The organism is Qingshengfaniella alkalisoli, from assembly GCF_007855645.1.
Classification (GTDB): Bacteria; Pseudomonadota; Alphaproteobacteria; order Rhodobacterales; family Rhodobacteraceae; genus Qingshengfaniella; species Qingshengfaniella alkalisoli.
In genome coordinates this window covers 984,340-999,727 of sequence record NZ_CP042261.1, presented here as the reverse complement: position 1 = coordinate 999,727, position 15,388 = coordinate 984,340, and the positions used below count along the sequence as shown (strand labels likewise).

The 15,388-nt window shown below is 58.0% G+C and carries 14 protein-coding genes; 6 read left to right on the top strand and 8 right to left on the bottom strand.

Annotated elements, in window-relative coordinates; genetic code table 11:
* Positions 1 to 44: 44 nt before the first annotated feature.
* Together FPZ52_RS05120 and FPZ52_RS05115 are read left to right on the top strand one after the other, a co-directional pair.
* A complete protein-coding gene (locus FPZ52_RS05120) occupies positions 45 to 1,166 on the top strand; it encodes an efflux RND transporter periplasmic adaptor subunit (protein WP_146364331.1) in 1,122 nt (373 codons plus the stop codon).
* 4 nt (positions 1,167 to 1,170) lie between these two features.
* A complete protein-coding gene (locus FPZ52_RS05115) occupies positions 1,171 to 4,308 on the top strand; it encodes an efflux RND transporter permease subunit (protein WP_146364329.1) in 3,138 nt (1,045 codons plus the stop codon).
* A 52-nt stretch (positions 4,309 to 4,360) separates the two neighbouring features.
* Here FPZ52_RS05115 and FPZ52_RS05110 read toward each other — a convergent pair whose 3' ends face one another.
* From FPZ52_RS05110 to FPZ52_RS05085, 6 genes are all read right to left on the bottom strand, one after another.
* Positions 4,361 to 5,668: a branched-chain amino acid ABC transporter permease gene (locus tag FPZ52_RS05110; RefSeq protein ID WP_146364327.1), complete on the bottom strand. Its 1,308-nt coding sequence runs from the start codon at positions 5,666 to 5,668 to the stop codon at positions 4,361 to 4,363.
* Positions 5,665 to 6,675 (bottom strand): branched-chain amino acid ABC transporter permease, encoded by a 1,011-nt coding sequence (locus FPZ52_RS05105; protein ID WP_146364325.1) that lies wholly within the window; start codon positions 6,673 to 6,675, stop codon positions 5,665 to 5,667. Before FPZ52_RS05105 ends, FPZ52_RS05110 begins: the two co-directional genes overlap by 4 nt.
* On the bottom strand, positions 6,675 to 7,061 hold the full coding sequence (locus FPZ52_RS05100) for a hypothetical protein (protein ID WP_146364323.1): 387 nt from the start codon (positions 7,059 to 7,061) through the stop codon (positions 6,675 to 6,677). Before FPZ52_RS05100 ends, FPZ52_RS05105 begins: the two co-directional genes overlap by 1 nt.
* A 3-nt stretch (positions 7,062 to 7,064) precedes the next feature.
* Entirely contained in the window at positions 7,065 to 7,769 is a 705-nt protein-coding gene (locus tag FPZ52_RS05095) for an ABC transporter ATP-binding protein (RefSeq protein ID WP_146364321.1), read from the bottom strand.
* Positions 7,766 to 8,557, bottom strand: a complete 792-nt coding sequence (locus tag FPZ52_RS05090) for an ABC transporter ATP-binding protein (protein ID WP_146364319.1) — start codon at positions 8,555 to 8,557, stop codon at positions 7,766 to 7,768. Before FPZ52_RS05090 ends, FPZ52_RS05095 begins: the two co-directional genes overlap by 4 nt.
* An 85-nt stretch (positions 8,558 to 8,642) precedes the next feature.
* Positions 8,643 to 9,827 carry an ABC transporter substrate-binding protein gene (locus FPZ52_RS05085; RefSeq protein WP_146364317.1) on the bottom strand — a complete coding sequence of 395 codons (1,185 nt, stop codon included), beginning with the start codon at positions 9,825 to 9,827 and terminating at the stop codon, positions 8,643 to 8,645.
* A gap of 379 nt (positions 9,828 to 10,206) precedes the next feature.
* On the opposite strand from FPZ52_RS05085, the gene FPZ52_RS05080 reads away from it, so the two are divergent.
* Positions 10,207 to 11,577: a class II 3-deoxy-7-phosphoheptulonate synthase gene (locus tag FPZ52_RS05080; RefSeq protein ID WP_146364315.1), complete on the top strand. Its 1,371-nt coding sequence runs from the start codon at positions 10,207 to 10,209 to the stop codon at positions 11,575 to 11,577.
* Positions 11,578 to 11,603: 26 nt separating this feature from the next.
* On the opposite strand, the gene FPZ52_RS05075 is transcribed toward FPZ52_RS05080, so the two are convergent.
* On the bottom strand, positions 11,604 to 12,293 hold the full coding sequence (locus tag FPZ52_RS05075; protein ID WP_146364313.1) for a PAS domain-containing protein: 690 nt from the start codon (positions 12,291 to 12,293) through the stop codon (positions 11,604 to 11,606).
* A 217-nt stretch (positions 12,294 to 12,510) separates the two neighbouring features.
* Between FPZ52_RS05075 and gmk the strand changes: the two genes are divergently transcribed.
* Both gmk and FPZ52_RS05065 read left to right on the top strand, forming a co-directional pair.
* Positions 12,511 to 13,152, top strand: a complete 642-nt coding sequence (gene gmk / locus FPZ52_RS05070; protein ID WP_146364310.1) for a guanylate kinase — start codon at positions 12,511 to 12,513, stop codon at positions 13,150 to 13,152.
* Positions 13,149 to 13,679: a gamma carbonic anhydrase family protein gene (locus tag FPZ52_RS05065; RefSeq protein WP_146364308.1), complete on the top strand. Its 531-nt coding sequence runs from the start codon at positions 13,149 to 13,151 to the stop codon at positions 13,677 to 13,679. Before gmk ends, FPZ52_RS05065 begins: the two co-directional genes overlap by 4 nt.
* Positions 13,680 to 13,683: 4 nt before the next feature.
* Here the strand turns inward: FPZ52_RS05065 and FPZ52_RS05060 are convergent, their stop codons facing one another.
* Positions 13,684 to 14,028, bottom strand: coding sequence for a hypothetical protein (locus FPZ52_RS05060; RefSeq protein ID WP_146364306.1), 345 nt, complete (start codon positions 14,026 to 14,028; stop codon positions 13,684 to 13,686).
* 210 nt (positions 14,029 to 14,238) lie between these two features.
* Between FPZ52_RS05060 and FPZ52_RS05055 the strand changes: the two genes are divergently transcribed.
* The gene (locus tag FPZ52_RS05055) at positions 14,239 to 15,288 is read left to right on the top strand and encodes an ATP-binding protein (protein ID WP_146364305.1); all 1,050 of its coding nucleotides are present in this window, start codon (positions 14,239 to 14,241) and stop codon (positions 15,286 to 15,288) included.
* The last annotated feature ends 100 nt before the right edge of the window (positions 15,289 to 15,388 follow it).

Genomic DNA, 15,388 nt, shown 5'->3' with positions numbered 1-15,388 from the left:
GACGGACCGCCCCGCGACGCATCTGACTGATTGAGGGACATAAATTGACCAGATCAAGCCTATTCTGCGTCGTAGCGGTGATGTGCGTAACGCCCGCGTTCGCGCAAGATGCACCGCTTCCTGCAGTCACCGCTGAACCCGCCACCATCAGAGAAATTGGAGAAACGGCAACCTTTAACGGGCGGCTTGTATCGGATCAGACCATCAACATCATACCGCGTGTTTCCGGCACATTGATGCAGGTACATTTCACGGAAGGTGTAATCGTGGAACAAGGGGATCTCTTGTTCACTATCGAACGTGATCTCTATGAAGCAGCCGTTCAGGAAGCCGAAGGTAATGTGAAAGCCGCGGAGGCGCAGCGCAGGCTTGCCCAGATCGAACGGGACCGGCAAGAACGGCTGGTCGCCAGCGACACGGCCGCTGAAGCTGTTCTCGACAGGGCAGAAGCATCTCTGGGCGAGGCGGAAGGTCAGTTGGCCATGCTGCAAGCGACACTCGACCGCGCACGGATCAACCTGTCCTATACCGAGATTACCGCACCGTTTTCAGGCACGATCGGCGTGGCGCAGCTGGATGAAGGCGCGCTTCTGTCACCCGAGGTTGGGCCGCTGGCGACGCTCACCAGCCTTGACCCGATCCATGCCGAATTCGAGGTGCCCACCTCCATCCTTCGCAATTTCCTTGATCGCGTCGGGGCTGGCAACGCACAGACAGCCGAGGCGGCCACGCTGACGCTGGCCAATGGCACACAGTATGAACGTGCCGGTGATGTCGACTTCATCGACACGCAAGTCAATCAGGGCACTGACTCCATTCTTGTGCGGGCGCGTTTCGATAACCCTGACAACAAGCTGCTGCATAACGAATTGGTGCGCGTGGTTCTGACGTCGAACACGCCTGACCAGGTTCTGACAATTCCGATGTCCGCCGTTCAGCGGGACTTGGCGGGCGATTTTGTCTTTGTCGTGGGCGATGATGACACGGTTGAACGTCGACGCATCACCGTCGCCCGCAACACGCAGGGCCTGGCAATCGTTGATCAGGGTCTAGACGAAGGCGAACGCGTGGTATCGCAGGGAATCAATAAGGTAAGAGACGGAATTAAGGTGGACGCAGCACCGCCGCAATCCCTCGAACAGTCACAAGACGCACAGGGCGGTTGAACCGATGTTGGCTGATCTTTTCATTCGTCGGCCCCGCTTGTCCGGGGTCATTTCCATCGTCTTGTTCGTCGCGGGCCTGATTGCACTGAACGTGATCCCGACCGAGCGCTATCCCGACATCGTGCCGCCACAGATCAATGTGACGGCCAGCTATCCGGGCGCGAGCGCCGAGGTCGTCGAGCAATCCGTTGCGCAGGTCATAGAAGAGCAGGTCGTCGGCGTCGACGACATGATCTATATGAGCTCAACCTCCGGCGCCGATGGCAGCTATTCACTGGCGGTCAGCTTCGAGGTCGGAACGGATCCCGATATCGCCACGGTCAACGTGCAAAACCGTGTGGCCATCGCGGAACCGCGTCTTCCGGCCGAGGTAAAGCAAACGGGCGTTAAGGTTCGCAAGAAGTCACCATCGCTGATGCTGGGCGTCGTACTGAGTGCCGAGAACGAGAACGTCACCGGCGAGATGCTCACGAATTTCGCCACGATCAACCTTCTTGATCCGATCAAACGGGTGGCGGGTGTGGGCGATGCACAGCTCTTCGCGCTGAACCAGTTCGCGATGGTCATCAATCTCGATGTGGATCGGCTGACCGCATTGGAACTGACGCCTTCTGACGTAACCGCCGCCCTGCAAAGCCAGAACCTTCAGGCTGCCATCGGGACCATCGGCGCGCAACCGATGGAAGAAGATCCTGTCCTTCAGCTGGCGATCCAGACGCGCGGGCGCTTGTCCGATGCGCAGGAGTTCGAACAGATCATCCTTCGCACGGGCGATGACGGGTCGGTGATCCGTATCGGCGATGTCGCTGATGTGGTGCTTGGTGCGCAGGACTATTCGGCGTCCGCCACCTTCGACGGTGCAGCAGCCACTCTGATCGGGGTTTATCTGGCCCCGGGCGCGAATATGCTGGCCTCGGCCGATGGGGTGAAGGAAACCATTGAACGGCTGAAGCCCAGTTTCCCGGAGGGTGTGGCCGTAAGTATCGTTGCCGACCAGTCCGATTTCGTCGTGGACAGCCTTGAAGAGGTCGAACACACGCTGTTGGAGGCCTTCATCCTCGTCATTCTGGTGGTGTTCCTGTTCCTCGGAAGCGTCCGGGCCACGTTGATCCCCATCGTCGCGGTTCCGGTTGCCCTGGTGGGGACCTTCGCCTTCATGCTTGCGATCGGCATGTCGCTGAACACAGTGTCGCTGCTGGCGATGGTGTTGGCCATCGGGATCGTGGTGGATGACGCGATCGTTGTCGTGGAAGCGGTCGAGGCCAAGATGCGCGCCAACCCCGAAATGACCGGGGCAGAGGCCGCCAGCGCCGCGATGGGAGAAATCACCGGCGCGATTCTTGCGGTGACTCTTGTTCTTCTGTCGGTCTTTGTGCCGGTGGCTTTCATCCCTGGCATTCAGGGCGAATTGTTCAACCAGTTCGCGGTTACCGTGTCCGTGTCGATGGTGATTTCCGCGGTCAATGCGCTGACGCTGTGCCCCGCGCTATGTGCCATCGTGCTGAAGCCGCATCATGGTGAGCAACGCGGCGTGCTGGGCTGGATTTCCCGCAAGATCGACTCCGCGCGCGACGGTTATGGTCGCGTAGCGGGGTTCATCGCGCGGCGGGTGATCCTTGGATTGGTCCTGTTGATCGCGGCAATCGCGGCGACCGGCGTACTGTTCCAGACGGTACCGGGGGGCTTTCTGCCGTCGGAAGATAATGGCAACTTCGTTGTTGAAACCCGTTTGCCCGATGGCGCATCTGTCAATCGCACCCGCTTGGTGCAAGCCGATGTCGAAGAGATGCTGTCCGAGCTTCCCGGGGTGCAGAACGTGGTGAGCGTCGTAGGCTATTCGATCATCGACGGGCTGGCGAAATCCAACTCGGCCTTCTCGCTGGTGACGATGCTGCCATTCGAGGAACGCACGACAGTTGAAACCTCCGCGCTCACGGCAATTCGGACGGCGTCGATGAACGGGCTTGCCGTACGCGAAGCACAGGTGATTGCCTTTAACGTGCCGCCTATTCCGGGACTTGGCACGGGGGATGGGTTCGAGTTCGAACTGCTGGACAATCAGGGCCGTGACGCGTCCGAGCTTGCCGCGACAGCACGGGGGCTAGCGGTCGCCGCGAACCAGAACCCCGATCTGGCGGGTGTGTACACCACATTCTCGGCGGAGTCGCCGCAACTTTATCTGGATATCGACCGCGAACGGCTTTACGCGCTGAACATCAATCTCAGTGACGTGTTCTCGACGCTTCAAGGCACGCTAGGCACGGCCTATATCAACGATTTCAACCTGTTCGGACGCACTTGGCGGGTGAACCTGACGGCGCAACCGGATAACCGGAACGACATCGACGACATCCCGCGTATTCATGTGCGCTCCGCGACTGGTGCGATGGTTCCGATCGGTGCCTTTGCCACGGTCGAGCGCACCGTAGGACCGGCCTATATCGAGCGGTACAACAACATCCGTTCGGTGAAGTTGAGCGGGGGCCCCGCCGAAGGTGTTGCATCCGGTGCTGCGCTGGCCGCGATGGAGCAGGTTGCAGAGGCCACATTGCCGGAAGGTTACAGCTATGAATGGACGACCACTGCGCTTCAGGAAAAGCTGGCATCGGGTAAGACGGGAGTGATCCTCGCCTTCGCGGTGTTGTTTGCCTATCTGTTCCTGGTCGCACTGTATGAAAGCTGGTCGATCCCGGTTGCGGTGCTGCTGTCCGTGACCTTCGGCGTGGCGGGCGCGATGTTGGCTTTGCTGCTGACGGGGCTCGCTTTCGACATCTATGGCCAGATCGGTCTGGTGGTACTACTGGCGGTGGCGGCGAAGAACGCGATCCTGATTGTCGAATTCGCCAAGGCGCGGCGGGAAGAAGGTATCAACATCCATGATGCAGCAATCGAGGGCGCGCGCGCACGTTTTCGTGCGGTTATGATGACCAGCTTTGCTTTCATCGCCGGTCTGATCCCGCTCGCAACTGCGACCGGTGCATCTATGCTCAGCCGTCGAGCGGTGGGCACGGGGGTTGCTGGCGGTATGCTGGCGGCGGCGCTGGTCGGGATTTTCGTGATCCCGGCGCTCTACGTGATTTTCCAGACGATGCGGGAAAAGGTGAAGGGCGGCCTGTTCCGCAGAAAGAAAGACGCTCAATGAAAAACGCCGCCCTTCAGGGCGGCGTTGTTTCCTTTCTGGCGCATGGGTCGACCTAACGTTCGGGCAGCAGCCCGCGCGGGCTGAATCGCAGCACCACCAGCAGCACTATACCCATTGTTAGCAATCGCATATGCGCGGCGCTTTCCAACAGGTGAACCCGCAGGGCGTTGTCGGCGGGCAGGGGCGATGTGATCACCTCCAGCAACCAGCGACCGATAGGTTCGACCTCGACCCACAGGAACCAGATCAGCATGCCACCCAGGACGGCGCCGAAATTGTTGCCCGATCCGCCCACGATCACCATTACCCAGATTAGGAAAGTGAAGCGCAGCGGCTGGTATGTGCCCGGAGTGAGCTGTCCATCCAGTGTCGTCATCATTGCCCCCGCAATCCCGCAGATGGCGGAGCCAAGGATAAAGATTTGCAGATGCCGTTTCTTGACGTTCTTGCCCATCGCTTCGGCAGCCGTTTCATTGTCACGAATGGCTCGCATCATGCGGCCCCAAGGCGATTTCAAAGCCAGTTCCGCCAGCACCAGAAGCAGGGCCAGCACGGCGGTGAACAGACACGCATAAGAGAACTTTACGAACAGGGTAGAGGCAGTCACCGGATCGATCCCGAGCCCTTCGGCACGGGAAACGAAGCTCGCACTGTTCTGAAGGTCGATTTCGTACGGGACGGGACGCGGAAGGCCCACGACGTTTTTCACGCCGCGCGACAACCAGTCCTCGTTTTTTAGAATTGCGATGACAATCTCTGCAATGCCTAACGTGGCAATCGCCAGATAGTCGGACCGCAGCCCCAGTGCCGTTTTGCCGATGACCCAAGCCGCGCCGGCAGCCAGCAAGCCGCCAACCGGCCAAGCCAGCAGAATCGGAAGGTTCACGCCCCCAAGATAGCCAGTGGCGGCAGGATCAATCGCCTCGATACGCGCGACGGCAGGATCGAAAAGCCCGCGATACAGGAAGAACCCCCCGATCAGCAACACGAGCAGCGCAATGCTGCGCGCCATGCCGTTTGCCATATGGTTCCAAGCATAGATGCACGCGGCGATGATGCCGATGCCAACGGCCAGCGCGAAGATAGCCTGCGGCCCTGCGTTCAATGTCCATGCGCCTGCAGTGGGTGGCATGGACACCACCACGGAGGCTAGCCCGCCAAGCGCAACGAAGCCCATCACACCGACATTGAATAGGCCAGCAAACCCCCATTGCAGGTTGACGCCGAGCGCCATGATTGCGGAAATCAACCCCATATTGAGGATCAGCAATGCGTTGTTCCAGCCTTGCATGATCCCGGCCAACAGGATCAGCGCGGCAATGAAACTGAACATGACAGCGGTTCTGACGGTGTGTGTCATACGGATTTACCTCCGAACAGGCCTGTCGGACGGAACAGCAGCACGATCACGAGGATCGCGAAGCTAACCGCGAATTTGTAATCGGTGCTCAGGAGCTGGACGAGGCCCGAGGGTTCCAGCGTTTCCGGCACCATGTAGCTGATGACCTTTTTCCATGCATATGTGATCGTCACCTCGGAGAAGGCGATGATGAATCCCCCCGCGATTGCGCCCAGCGGATTGCCCAACCCGCCGACGATTGCGGATGCGAAGATCGGCAGCAGCAATTGGAAATAGGTGAATGGACGGAAAGATTTATCCAGCCCGTAAAGAACCCCTGCGATGGTGGCCAGCCCCGCAACGATCAGCCATGTGATCGCGACGACACGTTCGGGATTGATGCCGGACAGGAGCGCAAGATCCTCGTTGTCGGAAAAGGCGCGCATGGATTTACCGGTGCGCGTATAGGTCAGAAACCAGAACAGAAGCGCCACGACGATAAACGCCGTGATGACGGTGATGCCTTGCGAGGTCTTGATCGCAAGACCTTCGTTCAGGCCGGTCCATTCCTTGAAATCCCGTGCCGACACCAGAAACCTGGTGCCGTCGTCGAAACGTTGTTCGTCGGGGCCGATGATGAAGCGCACGACGCCGTTCAGGATGAACATGATACCCATCGATACGATCATCAGGATCACCGGCGCGGCCTTCTGCTTGCGGTAGAAGCGATACACGCCGTGGTCTGTCGCATAGAGCAGGGCAGCCGTGATCGCGATGCCGAAGGGCAGGGCCAGCAGGGCCGTTGGCAGCGGTTGGATCGATATCCCCCAGCTTTGGAACAGCCACGTCACAAGGATCGTGGCCATGGTGCCGAATGCCATCGTGTCGCCATGTGCGAAGTTGGAAAAGCGCAGAACCCCGTAGATCAGCGTAACGCCGAGCGCGCCAAGGGCAAGCTGGCTGCCATAGGCCATCGCGGGAACTGCAACAAAATTGAGAAAGGCTATAAGTGCGTTCAGTAGGTCCATTATTCCGCCTCGCAACGTCCCAGATAGGAGATGACCATAGGGCCGTTGGTCAGATGCACCGTGTAGCGCGCCGTGAAGTCTTCGCCCTTGGACAGAAGATGCACGGCGGGACCGGTGATTCCGAGAAATGCCAAGCCGCCTGCGGGCGTTGCCGCCAAGCTGCCGGTGATGGTTTCGCTGTCGCTGAGTAGTTGCGCGTCGGTAATCCCCACTTCGCCGGTCAGGGACAGGCTGAAAGTGGATTCGGCGCAGTCTTCGTCCTCGAAACATTCGGTTTCAAAGGAGCAACTCAATTGGATGGGCGGTGCGTCCGCAGCCATTGCCCCACTTGCGGCAAGGGCTGCGGTCAGGGCGCATATATACGCAAACAGGGATTCGAGGTTCATTCGTTAACCCCCAAGGAAGCTGCGCCGGACCTCGGGGTCGGCCAGAAGGGCCTGTCCCGTATCCGTGAAACGGTTGCGGCCCTGAACCAGGACATAGCCCTTATCGGCGATCTCCAGTGCCTGCCGCGCGTTCTGCTCTACCATCAGGATGGAAATACCCGTGCGTGCCACCTCGATAATGCGGTCAAATAACTCGTCCATGACGATAGGGCTGACACCTGCCGTGGGTTCGTCAAGCATCAGCACCTTGGGCTTTGTCATCAGCGCCCGCCCGACCGCTACCTGCTGGCGTTGTCCGCCGGATAGCTCGCCTGCCGGTTGGCGCCGCTTTTCACGCAGGATCGGAAACAGTTCATAGACCTGTTCCATGGTGGAAGAGAAATCATCGCGGCGGATGAACGCGCCCATCTCAAGGTTTTCCTCGACAGTCAGCGAAGTAAAGATGTTGTTCGTTTGCGGCACGAACCCCATGCCCTTGGCGACGCGGTCCTGTGGGCTGAGCGTGGTGATGTTCTGGCCGTCAAGCCGAACTTGTCCGCCACGCAGGTTCAGCATGCCGAAGACGGCTTTCATCGCTGTGGATTTTCCCGCACCGTTGGGGCCGACGATCACGGCGATCTGGCCCAGATCGACCGCAAGGGTGCAATCATGCAGGATATCTGCGGCACCATACCCGCCGGTCATGTTCTCGCCGATAAGAAAACTCATGGCTGCGCCTCCGGGACGGGGGTCTTGTTCTTCAGACCAGTGCCCAGATAAGCCTCGATGACCTGCTCATTGTTCTGGATTTCGTCATGGCTGCCTTCTGCCAGAACCTTGCCTTCGGCCATGACGATGACCGGATCGCACATCTTGCCGATGAAATCCATGTCATGCTCGATCAGGCAGAAGGTGTAGCCGCGTTCCTTGTTCAGCCGGATGATGGCGTCGCCTATGGTGTTCAAAAGCGTCCGGTTCACGCCCGCGCCGACCTCGTCCAGAAAGACGACCTTGGCATCGACCATCATGGTGCGCCCGAGTTCCAGAAGTTTCTTCTGACCACCGGAAAGATTACCGGCCTTTTCATCCCTGAGATGATCAATCGTCAGAAACTCAAGAACTTCATCGGCTTTCTTCAAGAGCGCGCGTTCGTCGTCGCGGATCTGTTTGCGCTGAAACCAAGCGTTCCACAGCGTCTCCCCGCGTTGCTCGCCCGGAACCATCATCAGGTTCTCGCGCACGGTCATGGAACTGAATTCATGCGCGATCTGGAACGTGCGAAGCACGCCGCGGTGAAATAGCTCATGCGGTGGCAATCCGGTGATGTCCTCACCTTGCATGGTCACGCGGCCGGATGTCGGTTTAAGAACGCCGGCTATTACGTTGAATAATGTTGATTTCCCTGCACCATTTGGCCCGATCAGGCCAGTTATGGAACCCTCTGCGATTTCCAGAGACGCACCTTCGACGGCTCTGAACCCGCCGAAATGCTTGTGCAGGTTTTCGACCTTTATCACAGTCGGTCCAACCTTTTAATTGGTCGCCATAATTGGCGAAGGCCGCGCGGGTTGTCCGGCGCGGCCTTTTGTTGCGTGTGTTCGATTAGCGGTAGCCGACAGTGGTGATCTCACCACCTTCGATCTCGATCTCGCGGTAGTTACCTGCGGATTCACCCGGCCCAATCAGTTCAACGGCAGATGCGCCGACATAGTCGATATCGCCACCGTCCTTCAGAATGTCGAGCGCCTTACCCAGTTCGCCCGGGAAGATTTCTTCGCCCGGTGCGTTGGCGATATCCATGACGCTGTCCTTGTAGACGGACGGATCGGTCGAACCCGCCGCTTGCATTGCCAGCAGCATCAGTGCGGTGGCGTCGTAGCTTTCCTTGGCGAAGGCGGAAGCACCATCGAAGCCTGCTGCGGATGCGGCATCTTCGAACTGCTGAGCGCCGGGGCTGTCGGTGCCCGGATGCTGGCCGAAGGAGCCGTCGATGTCGGAGCCAAAGTTTTCGATCAGCGTCGAACTCACCATACCGTCCGGCAGCATGAAGGTGTCGAATGCACCAGAGTCGAGCGCCGACTGGATGATACCGGAGCCGCCGGAATCAGCATAGCCAGCGACGACAAGCAGTTCACCACCTGCGGAGGCAAGCGCACCTATCTCGGCAGAATAGTCGCCTTTATTGTCTTCATGCGGCGCGGACAGGGTCACGGTGCCGCCGCCTTCTTCGAATACCGCCTGGAAGCTGTCTGCCAGCCCTTTGCCGTAGTCATTGTTCGTGTAGGACACCGCTACTTCGGTGATGCCACGGTCATTCAGGATGTCCGTCATGATCTGGCCCTGACGTGCATCTGACGGTGATGTGCGGAAAAACAGCCCGTTATCTTCGACGGTCGTGAGACCCGGGGACGTTGCGGATGGCGAAATCATGACGATGCCGTTCGGCAACGCGACGTTACTGAGAATTGCGCCGGTGGCACCGGAACACATCGCCCCCATGATACCCTTCACACCGTCGGAGGTAGCCAGACGTTCGCCAACTGCAGTTGCTGCGCCCGCGTCGATGCATGTGCTGTCGCCCCGAACGGCTTCGATCGTCGTACCATCGAGCAATTTGCCGCTGTCGCTGACCTCGGCGATCGCCATTTCAGCGCCGGCTGCCATCGACGGGGCCAGCGATTCAAGCGGACCCGTAAAGCCCAAGGCTATACCGAGTTTGATGTCTTCTGCAGACGCGGCGCCCGCAAACAATGCGGTCGCGGCGGTCGCGGCAAGTAGACGTTTCATACTTTTAACTCCCTCAAGTTGATCTTTCTGGATCTATGCCCATTGCCGGAGGCTAGCCTCACTCATGTTAAAAGAAAAGAAAATCACGACTGGGAATAGGAGGCTGCAGTAACGTCAACAGGTCAATTACGGATGAAGAGCCTTCCGATTGCGCAATTTTGTTACGCAGTCGATGAATAATCAGTATTTCTAGGTATGTAGCTCGAAGCGTCGTGTTCGGGGGCTCGAATCGTTTCGGGCCAGTTCCGTAAATTTGATTGTGCGCTTTGAAAAACTGAGGCCACAAGTCGCGCTGATTACGGTGTTAGCGCTTGACACGTAGGGCAATCCTGCGCAGCAAGGCCAGACCTATAGATCTAGTGATAACTGGAAGACAGCTATGACCAACGCATGGACAAAATCCGACTGGAGAAACAAGCCGCGGGTCCAGATGCCGGAGTATCCCGACTCGGCGGAACTGGCCCAAGTGGAAGCCCAGTTGTCGAAATATCCGCCGTTGGTCTTTGCGGGCGAGGCGCGGCGGCTGAAATCAGCCTTGGCGCAGGCATCGCGTGGCGAAGCCTTCCTGCTCCAGGGGGGGGATTGCGCCGAGAGCTTCGGTGAATTCAGCGCAGACGCGATCCGCGACACGTTCAAGGTGATGTTGCAGATGGCCATGGTGCTGACCTACGCCGCGAAAGTACCGGTCGTGAAGGTCGGTCGTATGGCAGGCCAGTTCGCCAAGCCCCGTTCCAGTGCGACGGAAACGATCAACGGCGTGGAACTGCCCAGCTACCGTGGTGATATCATCAATGACATCGACTTCACGGCCGAGGCACGTATCCCCGACCCAAAGCGGATGCTTCAGGCTTACACGCAGGCGGCAGCATCTTTGAACCTGTTGCGGGCCTTCTCGACCGGCGGTTATGCAGATGTGCATCAGGTCCATAGCTGGACATTGGGTTTCACCGAAAGCGACGAGGCCGAACGCTACCGCGACATGGCCAACCGGATTTCTGACACGCTGGACTTCATGAAGGCGGCGGGTGTCAATCAGGATACCGCGCATACGTTGCAGTCGGTGGACTTCTATACCAGCCACGAGGCGCTTCTACTGGAATATGAGGAAGCGCTGTGCCGGATCGATTCAACCACTGGCAAGCCGGTGGCCGGGTCCGGTCATATGATCTGGATCGGGGATCGGACGCGTCAGCCCGATGGTGCACATGTCGAATTCTGCCGCGGTGTACAAAACCCCATTGGCCTGAAATGCGGCCCGTCAACCACCGAGGAAGACCTCAAGGTGCTGATGGAAAAGTTGAACCCTGAGAACGAGGCAGGGCGTCTGACGCTGATCGCGCGCTTTGGCGCAGGCAATGTCGGCGATCATCTGCCGCGCCTGATCAAGACGGTGAAATCCGCGGGCGCCAATGTCGTCTGGTCGTGTGACCCGATGCATGGCAACACGATCAAATCAGCGACGGGTTACAAGACGCGACCCTTTGATGCGGTTCTGCGCGAGGTGCGGCAATTCTTTGACATCCACAAATCCGAGGGCACGATCCCTGGCGGCGTGCATTTCGAGATGACCGGACGCGATGTCACGGAATGCACGGGCGGTGTGCACGCCGTAACCGAGGATGATCTGTCATCGCGCTACCACACGGCCTGTGACCCGCGCTTGAATGCAAGCCAGGCGCTGGAACTTGCCTTCCTCGTCGCGCAGGAAATCAGTGAATCCCATTCACAGGATCGCGCCGAAGCGGTTTGAGTTCGGGCGCGCGGGCAGAACGCTCGCTACTTCACCACGCGCAAATACTCGGGTAGGGTCCGCGATTGCGGGGAAGCGGTCGTGTCATAGGGCGCGGCCGCTTCCGCAAAAGCCGGCACGCTTTGCGGCGGGGGCGCAGGTCTGAATACCGGCGGACGACGGCGATACAGCCCCAACTGTTCAATCTGTTGGGTTCGAATTTTGAACCGGCACGGGGTGCGATTGATATCACCGCATGTCGTTAGGCAACCGAAAGCCCGGCTGATTTCGCCGCAATCCGACTGCAGCGGCAGAAGGATCATCTCACCTGAAACCGCAGAGCCCCCGAAAAATCGGGATTCCGGTTCAAGCATCATCCGGCATTTCGCCGGTCGGTCGAACAGGTGCTCAAGAATATCCGATACAGCGAACCTCTCATCGGGCGGAAAAAAGGTGCTGAGCGGTATGCCGCGCACTTCCGTTCCCATCAGGACGGTCAGATGCGCGCCTGCCACTCGGAATCGGGCGACATCCGCTGCGATACGTTCGATAATGAATGCGTATTCCAGAGCGTCCGCGATTCTGCGTGGGTCTATATCCGCACGTTTCGGCACAGTCGCATTGCCGCGCAGTTCCTCCCAGTAATGTTCCAGTTCTTGTGCCGGATGATGGGGCGTCATAAGTCGGTGGCTTCCAAACGCGAACAGATTGTCCGGCGTCGTCGGTAATTTGTTCATCTGATTTGCATGGGCCCTGACAACGGCCCACACCCTTTCGTTTACAAAGTACTCAGAAATCTTACTGATTCTTTAACTTGTCATGATCTTTCCGGAATTTGTTTCAGATCATGTGAAATCGTTAATCGCGCCGATACATGACGGGAAACCGGCTTGACCTCCGTCTGGCTCAACCTCTAGTGCCATGGCAAAGCGGAATATCTGGAAAGGATGCGACATGCCGGAGCGCAGGGGGTTGCTGATCATTTTGTCTTCGCCCTCGGGTGCGGGCAAGTCCACGCTGGCGCGCAGGCTCCGGGAATGGGATTCTGACATCCGGTTTTCAGTATCTGCCACAACTCGTGCCCCAAGGTCCGGAGAAACTCACGGCGTCGATTACCTGTTTCATTCGCACGATGATTTTGAACAGATGGTAGCAGACGGCGAAATGCTGGAACATGCGGAAGTCTTTGGTAATCGATACGGGTCACCCAAAGGGCCGGTAATCAAGTCTCTCGACGAGGGTTATGACGTGCTGTTCGACATTGACTGGCAGGGCGGACAGCAGATCAGGAACTCCGTCCGTGCAGAGGATGTCGTGTCGATCTTCGTGCTGCCCCCGTCGATTGCAGAACTGGAACGTCGCCTGAAATCACGGAACCAAGACAGCCCGGAAACGATCGCGCATCGCATGACCCGCAGCCGTGACGAAATCAGCCATTGGGCCGAATATGACTATGTCCTGATCAACCACGACCTGGATCGTGCCGAAGAGGAAATTCGCGCGATTGTCACCGCTGAGCGCCTGAAACGCAGCCGGCAGCCGGGTCTGATGGACCGCGTCCGAGCGCTGAACAATGAATTCGAGGACATGGCATGACGATCTATGCACTTGACGGTATTACCCCGAATTTTCCCGAAGATGGTGATTTCTGGGTGGCGCCCGATGCCAACCTTATTGGCAAGATCGTGTTGGAGAGTGGCGTATCGGTGTGGTTCGGCGCGACGCTGCGCGGCGACAACGAAACCATCACGGTCGGCTCGGGGTCTAACATTCAGGAGAACTCCGTGCTGCATACGGATATGGGCTTTCCGCTGACGATCGGCGAAAACTGCACGATAGGCCACAAGGCAATGCTTCATGGCTGCGAAATCGGTGCGAATAGCCTTATTGGCATGGGAGCGACGATACTGAACGGTGCGCGGATCGGTCGCAACTGCCTGATCGGCGCGGGGGCGCTTGTGACCGAGGGCAAAGATATTCCTGATGAGTCTCTCGTTATCGGAACGCCCGGAAAAGTTGTACGCCCACTAAGCGAGAATGAGATTACGAAACTTTCTCGCTCTGCGGCGAGTTATCAGCAGAATATGCGACGGTTTCGAGCAGGGCTACAGCCCGTCAGCTGACCGGTTAACCGGTCTCGGCAAGCTCGACGAGTAGCGATGGAAAGGAACTGCGGACCTCTTGCACGATCAGGCAGGGATCGGGAAATCCGTCACTTATGATCAGCAGGCGACCTGTGAATTCTGAATCTGCAAGCAACCGCGCGACATCCGTGCAGTCGAAGTCGTTGGACAGCGCTGGCGTATAGATTTCCATGACGTTGAACTGGTCGATACTTTCCCGGGACAGGGAAGTGAAGGGAAGATGCATGTATCCATCTTCGGCCAACTCGCCGCCACTGACGGCGTTGACAATAACCAGACCGCGAACAGTACAGGCGGTTTCGGAAATACTATCAGGTGTACAGTTCATAGACGAATTCAGAACGAATGGTTGAACCGAAAATCATAGGTGCAGTTGCATGTATTCGCGCTCAAGTTGTGTTGGCACAGTGTCAGCACGGGATATATGGTGCAAGCTTTGGATAAACATATGCTTCGACTGTCATAAAAATATCTCGGTTGGGCTGTTTATTGTCCGGAGATCGTGAACAAGTAGCAGGATGTGCAGGATATTTTGGAAATGACGAAAGATCACTCGGCAGCAATCATGTCCGCCGTTCCGCTGCCTTTGGTGCTGATCGGCGAAGATGAGCGTATCCTCAACCTCAATGAAGCGGCAGAGCAGCTTTTCGGCACGAACATGGAGGGGCGGCATTTCTTCACGATCATGCGTCAGCCTGATGTGCTGGATTGTATTGCCGACGCGATCGAGAAGGGCACGGCGGGCACCACGCGCTATCATGGCCGGGATCATGCCCAGAACGCCGTCTACCGTGTTCGCTGTGTTCCGCTGCGCGAAGGGGGACAAGTGAAGATACTCGTCAGTTTCGAGGATATCACTCCACTTGAAGCGGCAGGGCAGATGCGACGCGATTTCGTCGCCAATGTCAGCCATGAACTGCGCACACCGTTGACGGCATTGCTTGGCTTTATCGAAACATTGCGCGGTCCCGCTCGAGAGGATGCGGATGCACGCGATCGTTTCTTGTCTACCATGGAACGCGAAGCGGGTCGGATGAACCGTCTCGTGAACGAGCTTCTGACGCTATCGCATGTTGAAAGCGAGGAACGGGTCAAGCCCACTGATCGGGTTGATCTGACGCAGATCATCGACTCGGTCATTCGTTCCTTGCGTCCGATGGCCGACGCCGCCGAGGTCGATCTACAACTCGTCGTGGACAGGGACGCGAGTACGATTGTCACCGGAGAAACCGATCAACTGGTTCAGGTCTTCACGAACCTTACCGAAAATGCGCTGAAATACGGTGCGGATGGCGACCGTGTGGAACTGCGTATTGCCGCGCTCGACCGTGATCCGGTGTTGCGGGCACCTGCTGTTCGGGTCGATGTGAAGGATTTCGGCGCTGGAATTGAGGCGCGGCATCTGCACCGTCTGACCGAACGCTTCTACCGCGCCGACAGCCATAGGTCGCGGGCGCTTGGCGGGACAGGTTTGGGGCTCGCGATTGTGAAGCATATCGTGAATCGCCATCGCGGACGGCTCAAGATCGACAGCACGCCGGGCGAGGGCAGTTGCTTTTCTGTCATCTTTCCAGCCCCAGCCCTGTGACGCAGAATGTCATATGTTTGTCGTGCTTCGTTTGGGATCGATTGCAATGATACCAGGCGCGGAGTTGCGGTTGTAGTGCATCTTCGGTAACCGCAAAGGC

Bases quoted from the DNA above. Each gene is read 5' to 3' on its own strand.
- FPZ52_RS05115 (WP_146364329.1), top strand. From the start codon at position 1,171: ATGTTGGCTGATCTTTTCATTCGTCGGCCCCGCTTGTCCGGGGTCATT.
- FPZ52_RS05110 (WP_146364327.1), bottom strand. From the start codon at position 5,668: ATGACACACACCGTCAGAACCGCTGTCATGTTCAGTTTCATTGCCGCG.
- FPZ52_RS05105 (WP_146364325.1), bottom strand. From the start codon at position 6,675: ATGGACCTACTGAACGCACTTATAGCCTTTCTCAATTTTGTTGCAGTT.
- FPZ52_RS05100 (WP_146364323.1), bottom strand. From the start codon at position 7,061: ATGAACCTCGAATCCCTGTTTGCGTATATATGCGCCCTGACCGCAGCC.
- FPZ52_RS05095 (WP_146364321.1), bottom strand. From the start codon at position 7,769: ATGAGTTTTCTTATCGGCGAGAACATGACCGGCGGGTATGGTGCCGCA.
- FPZ52_RS05085 (WP_146364317.1), bottom strand. From the start codon at position 9,827: ATGAAACGTCTACTTGCCGCGACCGCCGCGACCGCATTGTTTGCGGGC.
- FPZ52_RS05080 (WP_146364315.1), top strand. From the start codon at position 10,207: ATGACCAACGCATGGACAAAATCCGACTGGAGAAACAAGCCGCGGGTC.
- FPZ52_RS05075 (WP_146364313.1), bottom strand. From the start codon at position 12,293: ATGAACAAATTACCGACGACGCCGGACAATCTGTTCGCGTTTGGAAGC.
- gmk (WP_146364310.1), top strand. From the start codon at position 12,511: ATGCCGGAGCGCAGGGGGTTGCTGATCATTTTGTCTTCGCCCTCGGGT.
- FPZ52_RS05065 (WP_146364308.1), top strand. From the start codon at position 13,149: ATGACGATCTATGCACTTGACGGTATTACCCCGAATTTTCCCGAAGAT.
- FPZ52_RS05060 (WP_146364306.1), bottom strand. From the start codon at position 14,028: ATGAACTGTACACCTGATAGTATTTCCGAAACCGCCTGTACTGTTCGC.
- FPZ52_RS05055 (WP_146364305.1), top strand. From the start codon at position 14,239: ATGACGAAAGATCACTCGGCAGCAATCATGTCCGCCGTTCCGCTGCCT.